Source organism: Pelomonas dachongensis (genome assembly GCF_043555865.1).
In the GTDB taxonomy this organism is placed as follows: Bacteria; Pseudomonadota; Gammaproteobacteria; order Burkholderiales; family Burkholderiaceae_C; genus Pelomonas; species Pelomonas dachongensis.
In genome coordinates this window covers 106,182-123,347 of record NZ_JBIGHY010000005.1, presented here as the reverse complement: position 1 = coordinate 123,347, position 17,166 = coordinate 106,182, and the positions used below count along the sequence as shown (strand labels likewise).

General features: G+C 67.1%; 16 protein-coding genes and 1 pseudogene. 12 read left to right on the top strand and 5 right to left on the bottom strand.

Going from position 1 to position 17,166, the window contains the following annotated elements; translation table 11 throughout:
- Window positions 1–68 precede the first annotated feature (68 nt).
- Together ACG02S_RS14845 and ACG02S_RS14840 are read right to left on the bottom strand one after the other, a co-directional pair.
- Window positions 69–614: a hemerythrin domain-containing protein gene (locus tag ACG02S_RS14845; protein ID WP_394471244.1), complete on the bottom strand. Its 546-nt coding sequence runs from the start codon at window positions 612–614 to the stop codon at window positions 69–71.
- 63 nt (window positions 615–677) lie between these two features.
- On the bottom strand, window positions 678–890 hold the full coding sequence (locus ACG02S_RS14840) for a hypothetical protein (RefSeq protein WP_394471243.1): 213 nt from the start codon (window positions 888–890) through the stop codon (window positions 678–680).
- A gap of 381 nt (window positions 891–1,271) precedes the next feature.
- On the opposite strand from ACG02S_RS14840, the gene phaR reads away from it, so the two are divergent.
- The 3 genes from phaR to ACG02S_RS14825 all read left to right on the top strand — a co-directional run bounded on the left by phaR (window position 1,272) and on the right by ACG02S_RS14825 (window position 5,155).
- A complete protein-coding gene (phaR, locus tag ACG02S_RS14835; RefSeq protein ID WP_394471242.1) occupies window positions 1,272–1,820 on the top strand; it encodes a polyhydroxyalkanoate synthesis repressor PhaR in 549 nt (182 codons plus the stop codon).
- 744 nt (window positions 1,821–2,564) lie between these two features.
- The gene (gene rimO, locus ACG02S_RS14830; RefSeq protein WP_394471241.1) at window positions 2,565–3,974 is read left to right on the top strand and encodes a 30S ribosomal protein S12 methylthiotransferase RimO; all 1,410 of its coding nucleotides are present in this window, start codon (window positions 2,565–2,567) and stop codon (window positions 3,972–3,974) included.
- Window positions 3,971–5,155: a PLP-dependent transferase gene (locus ACG02S_RS14825; protein WP_394471240.1), complete on the top strand. Its 1,185-nt coding sequence runs from the start codon at window positions 3,971–3,973 to the stop codon at window positions 5,153–5,155. The genes rimO and ACG02S_RS14825 overlap by 4 nt, the downstream gene beginning before the upstream one ends.
- On the opposite strand, the gene smpB is transcribed toward ACG02S_RS14825, so the two are convergent.
- Window positions 5,141–5,599: an SsrA-binding protein SmpB gene (smpB, locus tag ACG02S_RS14820; protein ID WP_394471239.1), complete on the bottom strand. Its 459-nt coding sequence runs from the start codon at window positions 5,597–5,599 to the stop codon at window positions 5,141–5,143. The two genes, ACG02S_RS14825 and smpB, sit on opposite strands and share 15 nt — an antisense overlap.
- 47 nt (window positions 5,600–5,646) lie before the next feature.
- On the opposite strand from smpB, the gene ACG02S_RS14815 reads away from it, so the two are divergent.
- Both ACG02S_RS14815 and ACG02S_RS14810 read left to right on the top strand, forming a co-directional pair.
- Window positions 5,647–6,105, top strand: a complete 459-nt coding sequence (locus tag ACG02S_RS14815) for a type II toxin-antitoxin system RatA family toxin (RefSeq protein WP_394471238.1) — start codon at window positions 5,647–5,649, stop codon at window positions 6,103–6,105.
- A complete protein-coding gene (locus ACG02S_RS14810; RefSeq protein WP_394471237.1) occupies window positions 6,095–6,409 on the top strand; it encodes an RnfH family protein in 315 nt (104 codons plus the stop codon). The genes ACG02S_RS14815 and ACG02S_RS14810 overlap by 11 nt, the downstream gene beginning before the upstream one ends.
- A gap of 18 nt (window positions 6,410–6,427) precedes the next feature.
- Here the strand turns inward: ACG02S_RS14810 and ACG02S_RS14805 are convergent, their stop codons facing one another.
- Window positions 6,428–6,940 carry a DUF4124 domain-containing protein gene (locus ACG02S_RS14805; protein ID WP_394471236.1) on the bottom strand — a complete coding sequence of 171 codons (513 nt, stop codon included), beginning with the start codon at window positions 6,938–6,940 and terminating at the stop codon, window positions 6,428–6,430.
- 60 nt (window positions 6,941–7,000) lie between these two features.
- Here ACG02S_RS14805 and guaB point away from each other — a divergent pair, with 60 nt between their 5' ends.
- The 5 genes and pseudogenes from guaB to ACG02S_RS14780 form a co-directional block, all read left to right on the top strand.
- Window positions 7,001–8,470 carry an IMP dehydrogenase gene (gene guaB, locus ACG02S_RS14800; RefSeq protein ID WP_394471235.1) on the top strand — a complete coding sequence of 490 codons (1,470 nt, stop codon included), beginning with the start codon at window positions 7,001–7,003 and terminating at the stop codon, window positions 8,468–8,470.
- A 61-nt stretch (window positions 8,471–8,531) separates the two neighbouring features.
- Window positions 8,532–9,764 (top strand): TCR/Tet family MFS transporter, encoded by a 1,233-nt coding sequence (locus tag ACG02S_RS14795; RefSeq protein ID WP_394471234.1) that lies wholly within the window; start codon window positions 8,532–8,534, stop codon window positions 9,762–9,764.
- Between the two features lie 20 nt (window positions 9,765–9,784).
- The gene (gene guaA / locus ACG02S_RS14790; RefSeq protein ID WP_394471233.1) at window positions 9,785–11,371 is read left to right on the top strand and encodes a glutamine-hydrolyzing GMP synthase; all 1,587 of its coding nucleotides are present in this window, start codon (window positions 9,785–9,787) and stop codon (window positions 11,369–11,371) included.
- Between the two features lie 233 nt (window positions 11,372–11,604).
- Window positions 11,605–12,927 carry a surface lipoprotein assembly modifier gene (locus tag ACG02S_RS14785; RefSeq protein ID WP_394471232.1) on the top strand — a complete coding sequence of 441 codons (1,323 nt, stop codon included), beginning with the start codon at window positions 11,605–11,607 and terminating at the stop codon, window positions 12,925–12,927.
- Window positions 12,924–13,430 (top strand): annotated as a pseudogene (locus ACG02S_RS14780) (FecR family protein); the annotation flags it as partial. The gene ACG02S_RS14785 and the pseudogene ACG02S_RS14780, both read left to right, overlap by 4 nt.
- Before the next feature lie 109 nt (window positions 13,431–13,539).
- Here the strand turns inward: ACG02S_RS14780 and ACG02S_RS14775 are convergent.
- Entirely contained in the window at window positions 13,540–14,220 is a 681-nt protein-coding gene (locus ACG02S_RS14775; protein ID WP_394471560.1) for a hypothetical protein, read from the bottom strand.
- Between the two features lie 20 nt (window positions 14,221–14,240).
- Here ACG02S_RS14775 and ACG02S_RS14770 point away from each other — a divergent pair, with 20 nt between their 5' ends.
- Together ACG02S_RS14770 and ACG02S_RS14765 are read left to right on the top strand one after the other, a co-directional pair.
- A complete protein-coding gene (locus ACG02S_RS14770) occupies window positions 14,241–14,942 on the top strand; it encodes a hypothetical protein (protein ID WP_394471559.1) in 702 nt (233 codons plus the stop codon).
- Window positions 14,943–14,983: 41 nt separating this feature from the next.
- Complete coding sequence (locus ACG02S_RS14765; protein ID WP_394471231.1) at window positions 14,984–17,161, top strand: HD domain-containing phosphohydrolase; 2,178 nt, start codon at window positions 14,984–14,986, stop codon at window positions 17,159–17,161.
- The last annotated feature ends 5 nt before the right edge of the window (window positions 17,162–17,166 follow it).

Here is a 17,166-nt window from a genome sequence, read left to right as displayed (position 1 = left end):
CACCGCCCATCCGGTGGGATGGCGCGGCCCGCCATGGCGGAGAAGGGGCAACGCCCCCGACGCGAGGTTCAGTGCGGGTCCGCGTCCTGTCCCATCAGCTCGGCCTTGCGCGCGGCGATGGCTTCACCGAGGGCATCAAGGTCCAGATCGGACTTGCGCACCTTGGGGAACATTTCGTCTTCCTCTTCCTTGACGTGATGGTCGATGTACTCGCCAAGCACCTTGACCTTGGCGTCGTAGTGATCATCGTCCGCAGAGGCGGCCTCGATCTGCGCGATCAGTTCCTTGGCGCTCGCGTGCTCGACATCGGCCTCGTCGACCAGGTCCTCGTCGTCGCCCAGCACCTCGCGCGCGGCCGGGTAGAAGATCTCTTCTTCTGCCGTGGCGTGCGCAGTCAGCATGACGCAGATCTGCGCGGCGATGACCTGCTTCTCGCCGGCGTCGCCGTTGGCCTTGACAAGCTTGTCGTAGGCCTTGAACAGCGACTTGACCTTGCGGTGGTCATGGGTGAGCAGCTCAATCGCGTCAGGCGTCTCGTCGCGTTTTGCGGCGGCGGGTTTCTTGGCGGCACTTTTGGAGGTCTTGGCTGAGGTTTTGGATGCGGTGGTGGGCATGGCAGTTCCTGCTGGCTGGGGGAGGGATCCGCCGGCCAACAGGCCGACGGGGGGAGGGAAACGTCAGAGGTCGTCGGCCGGGTAGTTCGCGCCGGCAGCCGACGCCAGGCCGTCATGGCGGCGCGGCTGCTGCTGTTGCTGCGCGAGCTGTCGTGGCCGGCCGGCGCAGCGGTAGCCGCCGAGCTGGGAGCTGTGCGTGGAGTCGGCCTGTTGCTGCTGACGATGCGCCCCCTCGGGGCGAGGCGTCTGGCTAACCTGAGACAGAAGGTGGTTCATCTCGTTGACTTTTCATTCGGCCCGGTTAAGTCCGGACGGTGTTCAAGTGCAAACGACATGCCTGCCATCGCGCGGGCAAATTCGCCTCGGGCGCTCCGTGGAGGCAGCGCGTTACCGGGATCGGTAACTCCGTCAGCAAGCGCTACCGCTGTGCGTCGGTCGGCCTCGCACCGCCGCTGCGTACCTTCCGCAACCTGGGCCTCGTCGGCGCGAGCTGGGTTCAGGACCAGGCCAGCGGCGAATGCCGGACGCCCTGAGCGCGTGATGCCAGGGCCAAAACCAGGCTTTGTGAGAGTCAGGTCCAATTTCCGGGGTAAAACCCGGGCGTGGTGGCCGAGGGCGGTTGCCTAGAATTGCTGCACCGCACCAGGAGATCCACGCATGGCGACTGCCCGCAAGAAAGCGGCATCCACGACCGAGCAAGGCGAGGCCGGCGACGTCAAGTCCGGATTGCGCATTCTCAAGAAGTACCCCAACCGCCGGCTCTACGACACGCAGACCAGCAGCTACATCACACTGGCCGACGTGAAGCGCATGGTGCTGGAGGGGGTGGACTTCGAGGTGCACGACGCCAAGACGCAGGAGGACCTGACGCGTGCCATCCTGCTGCAGATCATCCTGGAGGAGGAGACGGCGGGCGTGCCGATGTTCTCCACCTCGTCGCTGGCGCAGATCATCCGTTTCTATGGCCATGCGATGCAGGGTGCCATGGGCGGCCTGCTGGAGCGTCAGATGCAGGCGTTCACCGACATGCAGCAGCGCTTCACCGAGCAGACGCCGGGCATACCGTTCACGCCCGAGGCCTGGACGGGCTTGATGGGCGGCTACGCGGAGCAGTCCAAGACTCTGATGAACCAGTGGCAGGAACAGCTGAAAAATGCCGGCGCGATGTTCCCGTTTTCGACGCCGCCGGGCAACAAGAAGCCGTGAACCGCGTTCATCGCCGAAAATACGGCGATGAACGAATCCGCCACCCTCGCCGCCCCCTTGGTCACCGCGCCCAAGATCGGCTTCGTCAGCCTTGGCTGACCTTAGGACGCTGGATCTATACCTAATGCGTTAGCCGTGGAGGCCGCGCTGCGGCGGGAGCACATGGTGAGACTGGCTGATCGTCGAAGTGCAAAGACTGGAGAGCGGCAATGCCGTATCGGCTTGAGCCACTGACCGAGGCCACCTGGCATGCAATAAGTCCGACCATTCCTGATCACCTGCTACGTACGGCCCAGCGCCAAGGACTCGCTGACTGCGATTGTGGTGACGGGATTGCGTTCAGCGAGCACCGGGACAGCTGGCTGTGTAGGGCGCCAGTCATGATTCGCGACAGGTCCTACGCTTGGTACATGTTTCACTTCGAGCAGCAAACCTTTTGCTTGCGAGTCATGAGCCCCAGTGATGCCCTCGTCGAGTGGATCGAGCCGCAAGAGGCGCCAGGTGATGAGGTTCAAGTAGCACTTGTCGCCGCATTCGAGGCGTATGGCTTCTACGGTTTGCCGGACAGCCCAATCCTCCGATTCACTCCACGTTTCCCACCTGCCTCGCAACGCGGACCACGTCGTTGGCCCGGTTGATAGGCTTGCGCGCTCTGTTCCAGCAGTTGCTACCTACCGCGCTTTAGAAGCTGGCCATCGTAGAATGCGGCCCCGCTCTCCAGCCAGGTCTCTCGGCGAAATCGAAATGAAATCAGACACTTACGACGCAGCCGTGACGCCCAAGACCGCCAAGATTCCCAAGGTGGCGTTTGCTAGTCTTGGCTGCCCCAAGGCCCTGACCGACAGCGAACTGATCCTCACGCAACTGCGCGCCGAGGGCTATGAAACCTCCAAGACCTTCGCCGGTGCCGACCTGGTGATCGTCAACACCTGCGGCTTCATAGACGACGCCGTCAAGGAAAGCCTGGACACCATTGGCGAGGCGCTGGCCGAAAACGGCAAGGTCATCGTGACTGGTTGCCTGGGCGCCAAGGCCGGTGCCTCCAGCACCGACGCCGGCAGCCTGGTGCGCGAGATCCACCCCAGCGTGCTCGCTGTCACCGGCCCTCATGCGACGCAGGAGGTCATGGACGCGGTGCACACCCATGTGCCCAAGCCGCACGACCCCTTCGTGGACCTGGTGCCCAGCTACGGCATCAAGCTGACGCCCAAGCACTACGCTTACCTCAAGATCAGCGAGGGCTGCAACCACCGCTGCTCGTTTTGCATCATCCCGAGCATGCGCGGCGACCTGGTGTCGCGCCCCATCGGCGACGTGCTGAACGAGGCCCGCGCGCTGTTCGAGAGCGGCGTGAAGGAGCTGCTGGTCATCAGCCAGGACACGTCGGCCTACGGCGTGGACGTCAAGTACCGCACCGGCTTCTGGGACGGCAAGCCGGTCAAGACCAAGATGCTGGACCTGGTCGCCCAACTGGGCGAACTGGCCAAGCCTTTCGGCGCCTGGGTGCGCCTGCACTACGTCTACCCGTACCCGCATGTGGACGAAGTGCTGCCGATGATGGCGCAGGGCCTGGTGCTGCCGTATCTCGACGTGCCGTTCCAGCACGCACACCCCGACGTGCTGAAGCGCATGAAGCGCCCGGCCAACGGCGAGAAGAACATGGAGCGCATCCTGCGCTGGCGCGAGAGCTGCCCGGAGTTGGTCATCCGCTCGACCTTCATCGCCGGCTTCCCCGGCGAGACGGAGGCCGAGTTCCAGTACCTGCTGGACTTCATGCAGGAAGCCCAGATCGACCGCGCCGGCTGCTTCGCCTACTCGCCGGTCGAGGGTGCGAGTGCGAACGACATCCCCGGTGCGCTGCCCGCCGAAGTTCGTGAAGAGCGCCGTGCGCGCTTCATGGCGGTTGCCGAACAGGTGTCAGCCGCGAAGCTTCAGGCCCGCGTGGGCCAGACCATGCAGGTGCTGGTCGATTCGGCGCCGGCGCTGGGCCGCAAGGGCGGCGTGGGTCGCTCGTACGCCGACGCGCCCGAGATCGACGGCACCGTGAAGATCCTGCCGCCCGAGAAGGCCAGCAAGACGATGAAGGTGGGCGATTTCGTGCGTGCGCGCATCGTCGCGGCTGACGGCCATGATCTGGTGGCCGCGCTGGTATGACGCGCAAGCCGTCGACGACACTGATCCATCACCCTTATCGCGCGCCCGAAGGCTGGGACGCGGTGCCAGTGCCGGTGGCCAAGGCATCCACCGTGTTGTTCAAGGACACGGCTGACCTGCACAAGCCCCGGCCGCGCGACGGGCTGTCCTACCGCTACGGCCTCCACGGCACGCCCACCAGCTACACGCTGGCAGCGCGGTTGGCGACTCTCGAGCATGCAGAGCACTGCCTGCTGGTGCCCAGCGGCCTGGCCGCGGTCACGCTGCCGTCGCTTGCCATCCTGCGCCCCGGTGACGAGGTGCTGGTGCCGGACAACGTCTACGGCCAGAACCGGTATCTCACTGAGTCCTGGCTGCCGCAGTGGGGCGTCACGCACCGCTTCTACGACCCGCTGACCGTGCCGGACCTGCGCGACAAGACGAAGCTGGTCTGGCTGGAGGCAGCGGGCTCCATCACGCTGGAGTTCCCCGACCTGCTGGGCACACTGGCCGCCTGCCGCGCGCGGGGCATCACGACGGCCCTGGACAACACATGGGGTGCGGGCCTGGCCTTCAACGGCTTCGAGCCGGCGCCGACCACCCACCCGGGCCTGGGCGCCGACATCGTCATGCAGGCACTGACCAAGTACCCCAGCGGCGGCGCCGACGTGCTGATGGGTTCGGTCTGCACCCGGGACCGCAAGCTGCATGACCGGCTCAACCATGCGCACGAACACCTCGGCTACGGTGTGGGCCAGAACGACGTGGAGCTGGTGCTGCGCGGCCTGTCGACGCTGCAGCTGCGCTACGAGGCGCAGGACCGCGTCACACGGCAACTGGCGAGTTGGATGGCCGGCCGCGCCGAGGTGGCGCAGGTCTTCCACCCCGCGCTGCCGGGATCGCCCGGGAATGCGAACTGGCTGGCGGTCGGTGGCGCCGGTGCGGCCTGCCTGTTCTCGGTGGCGTTTAAGCCCGCATACAGCGCGGCACGAGTGGATGCCTTCGTCGACGCGCTGCAGCTGTTTGGCATCGGCTACTCGTGGGCCGGCCCCATGAGCCTGGCCGTGCCCTACGACATGAGCCGCAGCCGTGGCCTGCCGCTGCCGTTCGACGGCGGCACTCTGGTGCGTTTCGCGATTGGCCTGGAAGACGTTGCCGACCTGCAGGCCGACATCGCGCAGGCCCTGTCAGCCCTTGCTTGAGACCTTGTGCCGCATCAACTGGCCCTTCTCGCGCTCCCAGTCCCGCTTCTTCTCGGTCTCGCGCTTGTCGTGCTGGTCCTTGCCCTTGGCCAGCGCGATGTCCGCCTTCACGCGGCCGCCCTTGTAGTGCAGGTTCAGCGGCACCAGCGTGAAGCCGCGCTGCTCCACCTTGCCCACCAGCCGCTTGATCTCGGCCTTGTGCATCAGCAGCTTTTTCGTGCGATCAGCCTCGGGCGTCACGTGCGTGGAGGCGCTGCGCAGTGCATTGATGCGGCAGCCGATCAGGAACAGCTCGCCGTTCTTGATCATCACGTAGCCGTCGGTCAGCTGCACCTGGCCCGCACGGATGGCTTTGATCTCCCAGCCGGACAGCACCACGCCGGCCTCGAACTGTTCTTCGATGTGGTAGTCGTAGCGGGCGCGGCGGTTCTCGGCGATGGACATGTGGACAGAGATGGGGCACGAGGGCCTTCTTACAATCCCGTCATTCTATGAAGCAGGTCAAAAAGTCAGTTCTGCTCTGGTACACGCCTCAGGAGATGTACGAGCTGGTCACCGCAGTGGAGCGTTATCCCGAGTTCCTGCCCTGGTGCAACACGGTCGAGGTGCTGGCGCGCGAGGGCGGCGCGGTGACGGCCAAGCTACATCTGTCTTACGCCGGCGTGCGCCATGCGTTCACGACGCGCAACATCAACGAGCAAGGCCGCAGCGTGCGCATGGAGCTGGTGGACGGCCCGTTCTCGCAGTTGCATGGCCTGTGGCAGTTCCAGCCCCTCAACAAGCCTGGCACCAGTGGTGAGCCCACGGCGTGCAAGATCGCCTTCGAGCTGAACTACGCGTTCAGCAGCGGAGCGCTGGAGGCGGTCGTCAGCCCGGTGTTCGATCGCATCGCCAACACCTTCGTCGACAGCTTCGTGCAGCGCGCGGAAAGCCTCTACGGTGCGCGTTGAGCTGGTGTGGAGCCCCGCAGGCGGTGACGTGCAGCACCGCTGGCTGGAGGTGGGGGAGGGCGCCACGCTGGAGGCAGTGCTGCGCGGCTGTGCCGACTTCATGGCCGCTCAGGTTCAGCCGCTGGATCAGTTGCGGCTGGGCATCTGGGGGCGCGTGCGTCCGCTTGATGCGCCGCTGCGTGATCGCGACCGCATCGAGGTCTATCGCGAGCTGACCGTGGATCCCAAGGAAGCGCGGCGGCTGCGCTATGCCCACCGCGGCGAGCGCATCGTGTCGCGCCACCGGCCGAAGGGCGGCGGCTGAGGTCGGCCGACCGGCGCCTCAGCGGCAGTCGGTCGTGATCAGCGTGCGGGTGCGCTCGACTTCCGCCAGGCGCTGCGCGTCGTCCATGTAGACGCGCTCGCCCTGGTCGTTGATGCGCGTGATGCGCTGGCCGTTTTGCAGGCCGCGCAGGTGGGCCTGGGCGCGCGCGCAGTTGTCGCGCCGCTGCTCGTTGGCCCGGCGCTCTTCTTCCTTCTGCTTGCTGGACTCGCGGTCCTGCTCCTGCTTCTGGCGCGCGGCGGCATCGAGTTCGGCCCGGGTAGGCGCGCTGGCCGCCGGCTTCGCACTGACTGCCGCTTCGGCAGCGCTGGCCGCCGGACCCACAGGCACGACGGTGATGCTGCGTGTGGCGGAAAGCGGCTTCTGCAGGATGTCCTTTTCCGGCGTCCCGGAGGGCGGCGGTCTGTCGCTGTACTGCACCTTGCCCTGGGCATCGCGCCACTTCCACTGGGCGTGAGCGGAGGCGGTCAACATCAGGCCGATGAAGGCGACGAAGAGGGGCTTGTGACGCATGGCGGCAGTGTAGCCGTGGGCCCCTCCGTATAATGCCGCTTTGCGTCTGGAGCTTTCCTCATGCGCCTTCTTGGCAAAGCGCTCACCTTCGACGATGTGTTGTTGGTGCCGGCGTTCTCTCAGGTGTTGCCCCGCGACACCAGCCTTGCGACCCGTCTGTCGCGCAACATCCCCCTGAACCTGCCGCTGGTGTCTGCCGCGATGGACACCGTGACCGAGGCGCGCCTCGCGATCGCGATCGCGCAGGAGGGTGGTATCGGCATCGTGCACAAGAACCTGTCAGCCGAGGCGCAGGCGCGCGAGGTGGCGCGGGTCAAGCGTTACGAGAGCGGCGTCGTCCGCGAGCCGTTGACGGTCAGCCCGGACGCCACCGTCCGCGACGTCGTCGAGCTGCAGCAGCAGAACGGCTTCTCGGGTTTCCCGGTCGTCGAGGGCAAGCGGGTGGTGGGCATCGTCACCGGCCGTGACGTGCGCTTCGAGACGCGCATGGACGCCAAGGTGCGCGAGATCATGACGCCGGCTGAGAAGCTCATCACCGTCAAGGAAGGCGCCTCGCTGAACGAGGCCAAGGCGCTGATGCACACCCACAAGCTGGAGCGTGTGGTCGTCCTCAACGACGCCTTCGAGTTGCGCGGCCTGATGACGGTGAAGGACATCACCAAGCAGACCAGCTTCCCCAATGCCGCGCGTGACAGCCACGGCAAGCTGCGCGTCGGTGCGGCGGTGGGCTTCGGCGAGGACACCGAGGAGCGCGTCGAGCTGCTGGTGCGCGCCGGCGTCGACGCCCTCATCGTCGACACGGCCCACGGTCATAGCGCGGGCGTGCTGGAGCGCGTGCGCTGGGTCAAGCGCGCCTTCCCTCAGGTGGACGTCATCGGCGGCAACATCGCCACCGGTGCCGCGGCGCTGGCGCTGGTCGAGGCGGGCGCCGACGGCGTCAAGGTGGGCATCGGCCCCGGCTCCATCTGCACCACCCGCATCGTCGCGGGCGTGGGCGTGCCTCAGATCACGGCTGTCGACAACGTCGCCACCGCGCTGCGCGGCACCGGCGTGCCGGTCATCGCCGACGGCGGCGTGCGCTTCTCCGGCGACCTGGCCAAGGCCATCGCCGCGGGTGCCGACTGCGTGATGATGGGTGGCGCCTTCGCCGGCACCGAAGAAGCCCCGGGCGAGACCATCCTCTACCAGGGCCGCACGTTCAAGAGCTACCGCGGCATGGGCTCCATGGGCGCGATGGCCAAGGGCAGCGCGGACCGCTACTTCCAGGCCGAGACGGGCAACAACCCCAACACGTCCAAGCTGGTGCCGGAAGGCATCGAGGGCCAGGTGCCTTACAAGGGCTCGGTCGTGCAGGTCATCTTCCAGATGGCTGGCGGCTTGAAGGCGTCGATGCACTACTGCGGCTGCGCGACCATCGCCGACATGCAGAACAAGGCCGAGTTCGTTGAGATCACGACGGCGGGCATGCGCGAGAGCCATGTCCACGACGTGCAAATCACCAAGGAAGCGCCGAACTACCGCAGCGAGTGAGTCGCTGACCACGACGACGGGGCGATCAGAGAATCGCCCCGTTTCTCATTCCAGACTTCCGATGAGCCAGCCCCCGCAACGCACCCCGGCCATGGGCTTCATCATGGCAGCCGTGCTGATCGACATGATCTCCATCGGCCTGATGGTGCCGGTGCTGCCGCACATCGTCGGGACCTTCACGGCCAGCAACGACGAGCAGACCTTGGCGTTGCTGATGGTGACGACGGCGTTCGGCATTGCCAACTTCGTCGGCTCGCCGGTGCTCGGTGCGCTGTCGGACCGCTTCGGCCGCCGGCCTGTGTTGTTGATCGGTTTCGCTGGGCTGGCGCTGAGCTTCTTCGTCACCGCCCTGGCAACGGCGCTGTGGGTGCTGGTGGTCGTGCGGCTGTTCTCCGGCGCGATGCAAGCCAACATCGCCATCGCGAACGCCTACGTGGCCGACATTACGCCCGCCGAGGACCGCGCCCGTCGCTTCGGCCAGCTCGGCGCGATGTTCGGCATCGGCTTCATTCTCGGCCCGGTTGTGGGCGGGTGGCTGGGCCACTACGACGTGCACTGGCCGTTCCTGGCCGCCGGCTGCATGGCGCTGATCAACTGGTGCTACGGCTTCTTCGTGCTGCCCGAGTCGCTGCCGCCGGAGCGCCGCAGCCCGTTCAACTGGCGCAAGGCCAACCCGGTCAGCGCGCTGCGCGGTCTGGCTGCGCTGAAGGGCGTGGGGTCGCTGTTGGTCGTCATCGCGCTGTCGTCGCTGGCCCAGTTCATGATGCACATGACTTGGGTGCTGTACACCAAGTTCAAGTTCGGCTGGGGGCCGCTGGAGGTCAGCTGGTCGCTGCTCGCCGTGGGGGTGGCGTCGGTCCTCAGCCAGGGCGTGCTGCTGAAGCCGCTGCTCGCGCGGTTCGGGCCGCCGCGTCTGGCGATGATCGGCATGGGCTCAGCGGCGCTGGCCTACGCCGGCTTCGGACTCGCGACGCAGCCCTGGATGATGTACGCCGTCATCGCGCTGAACCTGCTGGGTGGTGTCGCCACGGCGGCCGTGCAGAGCATGATTTCCAACGCCGCCGGGGCTGACCGCCAGGGCCAGGCCATGGGGGCTGTGTCGTCGCTGAACAGCATGACGGCCGTGCTGGCGCCCGCCATTGGCCTGACGCTGCTGGGCTGGGTGTCGCACCTGCCCGCCACCGACCCGCGCATGGGTCTGCCCTTCTTCGCCTGCGCCGCCCTGCAAGGGGCCGGCCTCTTCCTGGCCTACCGCTTCTTCCATCGCCAGCGCACGGTCCTGCAAACCGCCTGACAGACTGCCCGAGAAACGCCATGCAACACGACAAAGTCCTCATCCTCGATTTCGGCTCCCAGGTCACGCAGCTCATCGCGCGCCGCGTGCGCGAGGCGGCGGTGTTCTGCGAGATCCATCCGAACGACGTGTCCGACGAGTTCATCCGCAGCTTCGCGCCCAAGGCCATCATCCTGTCGGGCAGCCACGCGTCCACCTACGAGGACCACGAGCTTCGCGCACCGCAGGCCGTGTGGGAGGCCGGCGTGCCTGTGCTCGGCATCTGCTACGGCATGCAGACGATGGCGGTGCAGCTCGGTGGCAAGGTCGAATGGAGCGACCACCGCGAGTTCGGCTACGCCGAGGTGCGTGCGCACGGTCACACCCAGCTGCTGGACGGCATCCAGGATTTCGAGACGCCCGAGAAACACGGCATGCTCAAGGTCTGGATGAGCCACGGCGACAAGGTCACCGCGCTGCCGCCGGGCTTCAAGCTGATGGCGTCGACGCCCAGCTGCCCCATCGCCGGCATGGCTGATGAGGCGCGCAAGCTCTACGCGTTCCAGTTCCACCCCGAGGTCACGCACACGCTGCAGGGCGCGGCCATCATCACGCGCTTCGTCAGGACAATAGCCGGCTGCCAGGGCGACTGGCAGATGGGCAGCTACATCGACGAGGCAGTCGCCAAGATCCGCGAGCAGGTGGGCGACGAGGAGGTCATCCTGGGCCTGTCCGGCGGCGTGGATTCGTCCGTCGCCGCGGCGCTGATTCACCGCGCCATCGGCGATCAGCTGACCTGCGTGTTCGTCGACCACGGCCTGCTGCGCCTGAACGAAGGCGACATGGTGATGGACATGTTCGCCGGCAAGCTGCACGCCAAGGTGATCCGCGTGGACGCCAGTGGGCAGTTCATGGGCAAGCTGGCCGGCGTCACCGACCCCGAGCGCAAGCGCAAGATCATCGGCGCCGAGTTCGTCGAGGTGTTTCAGGCCGAGGCCTCGAAGCTCAAGAACGCCAAGTGGCTGGCCCAGGGCACCATTTACCCGGACGTGGTGGAGAGCGGCGGCACCAAGACCAAAAAGGCCACGACGATCAAGAGCCACCACAACGTCGGCGGCCTGCCCGAGACGCTGGGGCTGAAGTTGCTGGAGCCGCTGCGCGAGCTGTTCAAGGATGAGGTGCGCGCCTTGGGCGTGGCGCTGGGCCTGCCCGCCGACATGGTCTACCGCCACCCGTTCCCCGGCCCGGGGTTGGGCGTGCGCATCCTGGGGGAAGTGAAAAAGGATTTCGCCGACCTGCTGCGCCGTGCCGACGCTATCTTCATCGAGGAGCTGCGCAACACCATCGACCCGGCCACCGGCAAGAGCTGGTATGCGCTGACCAGCCAGGCCTTTGCCGTGTTCCTGCCGGTGAAAAGCGTGGGCGTCATGGGCGACGGCCGCACCTACGACTACGTGGTGGCCTTGCGCGCCGTGCAGACCAGCGACTTCATGACCGCCGACTGGGCCGAGCTGCCGTACGCGCTGCTCAAGCGAACGTCGGGCCGCATCATCAACGAGGTGCGCGGCATCAACCGCGTGACCTACGACGTCAGCTCCAAGCCCCCCGCGACGATTGAGTGGGAATGATTCGAAAGTTCTGAAGCGGGCGCGCTTGCCCTTTAGCGCGTGAGATGACCCGCCGTTACCTTTTGACAAACGCATGCGAGACGGATGTCACGGGACGGCGCAGGCGCCATCCTGACGACAAAGAAGCCTCACCGAAGATGTTCGGCATGTGCAATGCAGCTGAGCATTGGATGTGAAAGTGAGAGATTTCTTTGCTCCGTCTGTCTTACTCGACAAGAGTCCTCCGGTCGTCGTTGACCGGCAGGCTGTGCGCCCTGGGCGCTATGCTGGCGTTGTTGACGCCATTTGCCAGTGCGCAGGACGCGCTGCTGGCCCAGGCGCGTGAGCAGCTGAACCGGCGCGACGCCGCCGGTGCGTTCGCGTTGCTGGCGCCCCATGAGGCAAGTCGCGCGGGCGACGCGCGGTTCGATTACCTGATGGGTGTCGCGGCGCTCGACGCTGGGCATGTCACGCGTGCCATCTTTGCGCTGGAGCGCGTCGTTCAGTGCCATCCTGAAGACATGCTGGCGCGCGCGGAGCTCGGGCGCGCCTATCTGGCGGCCGGAGATGCGCAGGCTGCGCGCGAACAATTGCAGCTGGCGCGTTCCGGCAAGCTGCCGCCGGCGGCTTCTGCCGCCATTGAGCGGGTGATCGGCATGGTCGACCAGGTGGCGCCTGCCGCGGCGGGGCCGCAGCTGTCGGGATACGTCCAGTTCGGCGCCGCCTACGACAGCAATGTGAACAGCGCCACCCCGTTGGGCGAGTTCGCCATCCCGGCGTTTGGCGGCATCGTGTTCGAGACCTCGGCGGAGAACCGCCAGAGGCGCGATCTGACGCTCAACGCCGCAGGCGGTGTCAGCGCCGAGGCCACGCTCACGCCTACCTGGCGGCTGGTCGGCGCGGCCAACCTGCGTGCCGGCGTCAATCGCGAGGTCCGCGACATGGACACGATTTTTGTCGATGTCACCGCGGGTCTGCGCCACACGGCTGGCAAACACAGCCAAGTGCTGGCGCTGCAAAGCAGCACGGCGTGGTTGGGCGCCAGCCCGTACCGCACGGCCAACGGCCTGATCGCGCAGTGGCAGTCTGAGCTCGATTCGGATTCGCAGGCCAGCCTGTTCAGCCAGTGGTCGCGCCAGGAGTACGCGTCGCAAGCGGAGCGCGACACCGACCGGCTGCTGCTGGGCGTCGGAGGCGCTCGCCAGCACGGCCTCGCCGGCCCCCTTGCCTACGGCAGTGCCTACCTCGTGCAGGAGCGCGTTCACCAAGCAGCGTTCGCCAACTTCGGACACCGGGGGGGCGGCATCAGGGTGGGCATCGAGCAGCGCCTCGGGCCTGCGAGCGTGGGCTTCGCCGAGTGGCAGTACGAGCAGCGCCGCTACGGCGGCAGCGAACCGTTCTTTGACGTGCGACGCCGTGATCACCAGAAGGACTTGGCAGTGGGGCTGCGGTACACGCTGGACCCGCGGTGGCAAGTCATCGCCCAGGCGCGCCGGTCCCGCGCCGGTTCCAACGTCGTCCTGTACGACTATTCCCGCAACGTTTTGCAGATCACTGCCCACAGGAGTTTTCAATGAGCCGCACGAGTGGACTTCGGCGGCCGCTGCAAGCGCGTCCGACCGCGCGCCTTCGCCATGTGCTGGCCGTGGCAGCGCTGTGCGTGGTGAACGGCGCCGTCTGGTCGGCGCCTGCGGCCACGGCCCTGTTCACGAGCGGACAGGTGCAGGTGGTTTCCGCCAAGGGCGCGGTTCGGGATCTGAAGACTGGTGAGCAGGTCGAATCGGGCGAGACGGTGCAAACCGGCAAGGGCCGCGTGCAGCTGCGCATGGTGGACGGCGCCCTGATGGCGCTGGGTGAGCGCACCACGTTGCGCCTGGACGACTACCGCGTGGGCGGGGCCGAAGGCAAAGAAGAGCGTGGCTTCATGAGTCTGCTCGGCGGCGGGCTTCGCACCATCAGCGGCTCCATCGGCAAGCCCAGGACCGAGAACTACAAGCTGGACACGCCGTCCGGCACCATCGGCATCCGTGGCACCGAGTACACCGCGGACGTCGACCACGGGCTTCGCGTGGGTGTCATCGGCGGGCGGGTGGCCGTCTGCAACGATGGCGGCTGCGTCGACGTGCCCAAGGGGTCGACGGCCTACACGCCGAACCGCTCGGTGAAACCCAGCGTCAGCGCCCAGCAACTCATCCACCTGCAGCCGGCCAACGCCACGGACGCGGACACGGCGGTCGCCGCCGACACGGCGGGGGGCGAGGCCGCTGACATCGCGGTTCCCAACGCCGGTGAGAAGGCCGCGCGCGATCTGGGCGCCGAGCCCACACCCGGCCCGGCGGCCGCGCCAGCGCCGTCGCCTTCAACGTCATCGGGACCAGCGCCTGGCCCCGCACCTGCACCTGCACCTGCACCTGCACCTGCACCTGCGCCTGCGCCTGCGCCTGCGCCTGCACCTGCACCTGCACCTGCACCTGCACCTGCACCTGCGCCTGCGCCTGCACCTGCGCCTGCGCCTGCGCCTGCGCCTGCGCCTGCGCCTGCGCCTGCGCCCGCGCCTGCGCCTGCGCCTGCACCTGCACCTGCACCTGCACCTGCACCTGCACCTGCACCCACACCCACACCCACACCCACACCCACACCCACACCCACACCCGCGCCCGCACCGGCACCCGTGCCTGCACCTGCACCCGTGTCGACACCTTCACCGGCGCCCACGCCCGTGCCGGTTCCCCCGCAGCCCCCTGGACCCGGACCTGCGCCAACGCCCAGCGCGACGCCGGCACCGCCGTCTGCACCCGTTCCGGTGCCCACCCCCACACCTGTCCCGGTACCTGCGCCAACGCCGACCCCAGCGCCGACGCCTCTGCCATCACCCACACCTTCCCCGCAGGTGACCGCGGGCCTGGTCTGGAGCACGGAGAAGGGCGAGATCGCATCAGGCCTGATGGACGGCACGGCGACATTCGATGGTCAGGGGCGTCTGCGGGAGTTGCATTACCCCACCACCGGCAAGCCGATCATCGAGAAGGGCACTCCGGTCGACACCGGCGTGGATGGCGTCATCGCCTGGGGCCGGTGGATTGGCGGCCAGAACAAGGTACGCGGCGCCAACGGCAACGGGAACGGCGTCGGCAATGGCAACCTCGCGACGCTGCACTACTTCACCATGGCATCGGAGCGCACCGATCCCACGCTGGGCCGCTTCACGTCCTTTGCCGCTACGTCGCCAACCATCCAGTCGAATGGCAAGCTGACCTCGACGGGCACCGTCAACAGCGCCGGTGGCAGCTTCACCGCTGCGCTGACGCTGCAGAACGCAGGGACAGCTACCTACCGGCTGACCGTGCCGGTGCCGGGCCAGACGTTCACGCTCGCAGGCGTTGCGTCACAAACATCACCGTCGTCATTCGCCGGCGTCTCGACGATCACGTCGACCGGAACCGGCTGCCGCGGGGGCTGCACCGGCAGCCTCGGCAACAACGTCTCCGTGATCGGCCAGATCGCGGGCTCCCAGGGCAGCCATGCCGGCGTTTTGTACGGGTTCGACAGCCGTTTGGGTAACGTATCGGGCGTCATCGTCTTCAAGCGCTGAACATGAACCGGGAAGCCCCAGATCGTCCGCCCGCAACGACCGTGCCCCTGGAGCTGGAATGCGCGACAGCGCTCGCTGGCATCCTGATCGTCCACCGCGATGGCTCCGAGGCGGCGCGTGACCTGGTGGATGGCCTGCGCCAGACGCGGCTGGTCGTGCGCGACTGCGATGCAGCGCACGCGCTGTCGCAGGTGGACCGCGGCGACTGGGATGTGGTGGTGCTGGATGCGCGTGGCGGGGGCGAGGATGCGATCGCCCTTGCAGCCGACATCCGGGGGCGCTACCCGTCGAACGTGCTGCCGATTGTCATGCTCGCAGACGCCTCGTTGCGCGCCCTCCAGCAACGTGCTTTCGACGCCGGGGCCAGCGACTGGATCCACGGCGATGCGGACATCGCCGAGATCGGGCGCCGCCTGTCCACGCTGGCCGAACTGCGGCGCCTGCGCCGCAAGAGCGCCATGGAGGCCAACCGCTTCGGGGCTGAACTGTCGTCACGCTCGCTGCGCCTGAACGGGCTTATCGAGACTTGCATCGCCATGTCCATGAGCCGGGACCGTACCGCCTTGCTCCAGCAGGTTCTCAGCGAAGGACGGCATCTGCTGAACTGCAACGGCGGCACCATGTACATGGTGACGGACCAGGGAACCCTGCGCTTCGAACTGCGCACCCGCAGCGACCTGCTGCCGGCCAACGAGATACCGCTGCACGACAGCGCAACGGGATTGGCCAACGAGAACTACGTGTCCGTCTACACGGCGCTGAACAACCGCTCCGTGCGCATCGACGACGTCTATGCCGAGACGCGGTTCGACCTGAGTGGCACGCGTGCCTTCGATGCTGCCAGCGGTTATCGCACGGTGTCGATGCTGACCGTGCCCATCGCCCCGCGCGGCAGTGCGCCCATCGGGGTGCTGCAGTTCATGAACGCGGTGGACCCGGCCACCGGCGGCGTCGTGCCCTTCGATCCGGAGGCGGGAGCGCTGGTCGAAGCGCTCGCAGCCCAGGCCGCGGTGGCGCTGGACAACATGGAACTGCTGCAATCGCAGAAGGAGCTGACGGAAAGCCTCATCCGCATGCTGGCGACGACGATCGACGCGAAGAGCCCGCACACAGGCCGGCATTGCGAACGGGTCCCCGAGCTGGCGTTGCAACTGGCCCAGGCCGCCTGTGATGCCAGCGACGGCCCGTTGAAGCACTTTGCGTTCCGCTCCGAGCGCGAGTGGGAAGAGTTCCGCATCGGCGCGTGGCTGCACGACTGCGGCAAGGTGACGACCCCCGAGTACGTCATCGACAAGGCCACGAAGCTCGAGACCATCCACAACCGCATCCATGAGGTCCGCATGCGGTTCGAGGTCTTGCACCGCGATCTGGAGATTCAGAAGCTGCAGGCCCAGGTGGCTGGCACATGGAGCGATGCGCAGGAAGCCGCCCACCTCGACGCGCTGGCGCAGCTGACGCAGGAGTTCGCGTTCGTGGCTCGCTGCAACATCGGCGAGCAGCCGTTGGGCGACGAGGAGGTCCAGCAACTCGCCCGCATTGGCGAGCGTCGATGGACACGACATTTCGACGACCGGCTGGGGCTGTCCGCCACCGAAATGGAACGCCGCGCGCAGGAGCCGCTTCAGACGCTGCCCTGCAGCGAGCCGCTGCTGGCGGATCGTCCGCGAGACGTCGTGCCGCGCCCGCCGGAGCAGCGGCTAGATCCCGCATTCGGGTTCCGCATGGACATGCCGGAACACCTTTACAACCGGGGTGAGCTGTACAACCTGTCGGTCCGCAGCGGCACGTTGACTGCCGAGGAGCGCTACAAGATCAACGAGCATATGGTGCACACGGTGCTGATGCTGGAGCGCATGCCGTTTCCGAAGCACCTGCGGCGCGTGCCGGAGTACGCCAGCACCCATCACGAACGCATGGATGGCAAGGGCTATCCGCGCCAGCTCGGCCCCGAGCAGCTCTCCGTGCCCAGCCGCATCATGGCGGTCGCGGACATCTTTGAGGCCCTGACAGCCGCCGACCGCCCATACAAGCAGCCCAAGCCGCTCTCCGAGGCGCTGGGTGTCATGCAGCGGCTGGCGGGCACCCACATCGACGCGGACATCTTCAACCTGTTCCTGCAGGCGGGCGTCTGCCTGGAGTTCGCGCGGCGGCACCTCAGCCCTGAGCAGATCGACGTCACCGACACCACGCCCTACCGCGCCAGCGGCGGGCATGCCTAGAGGCG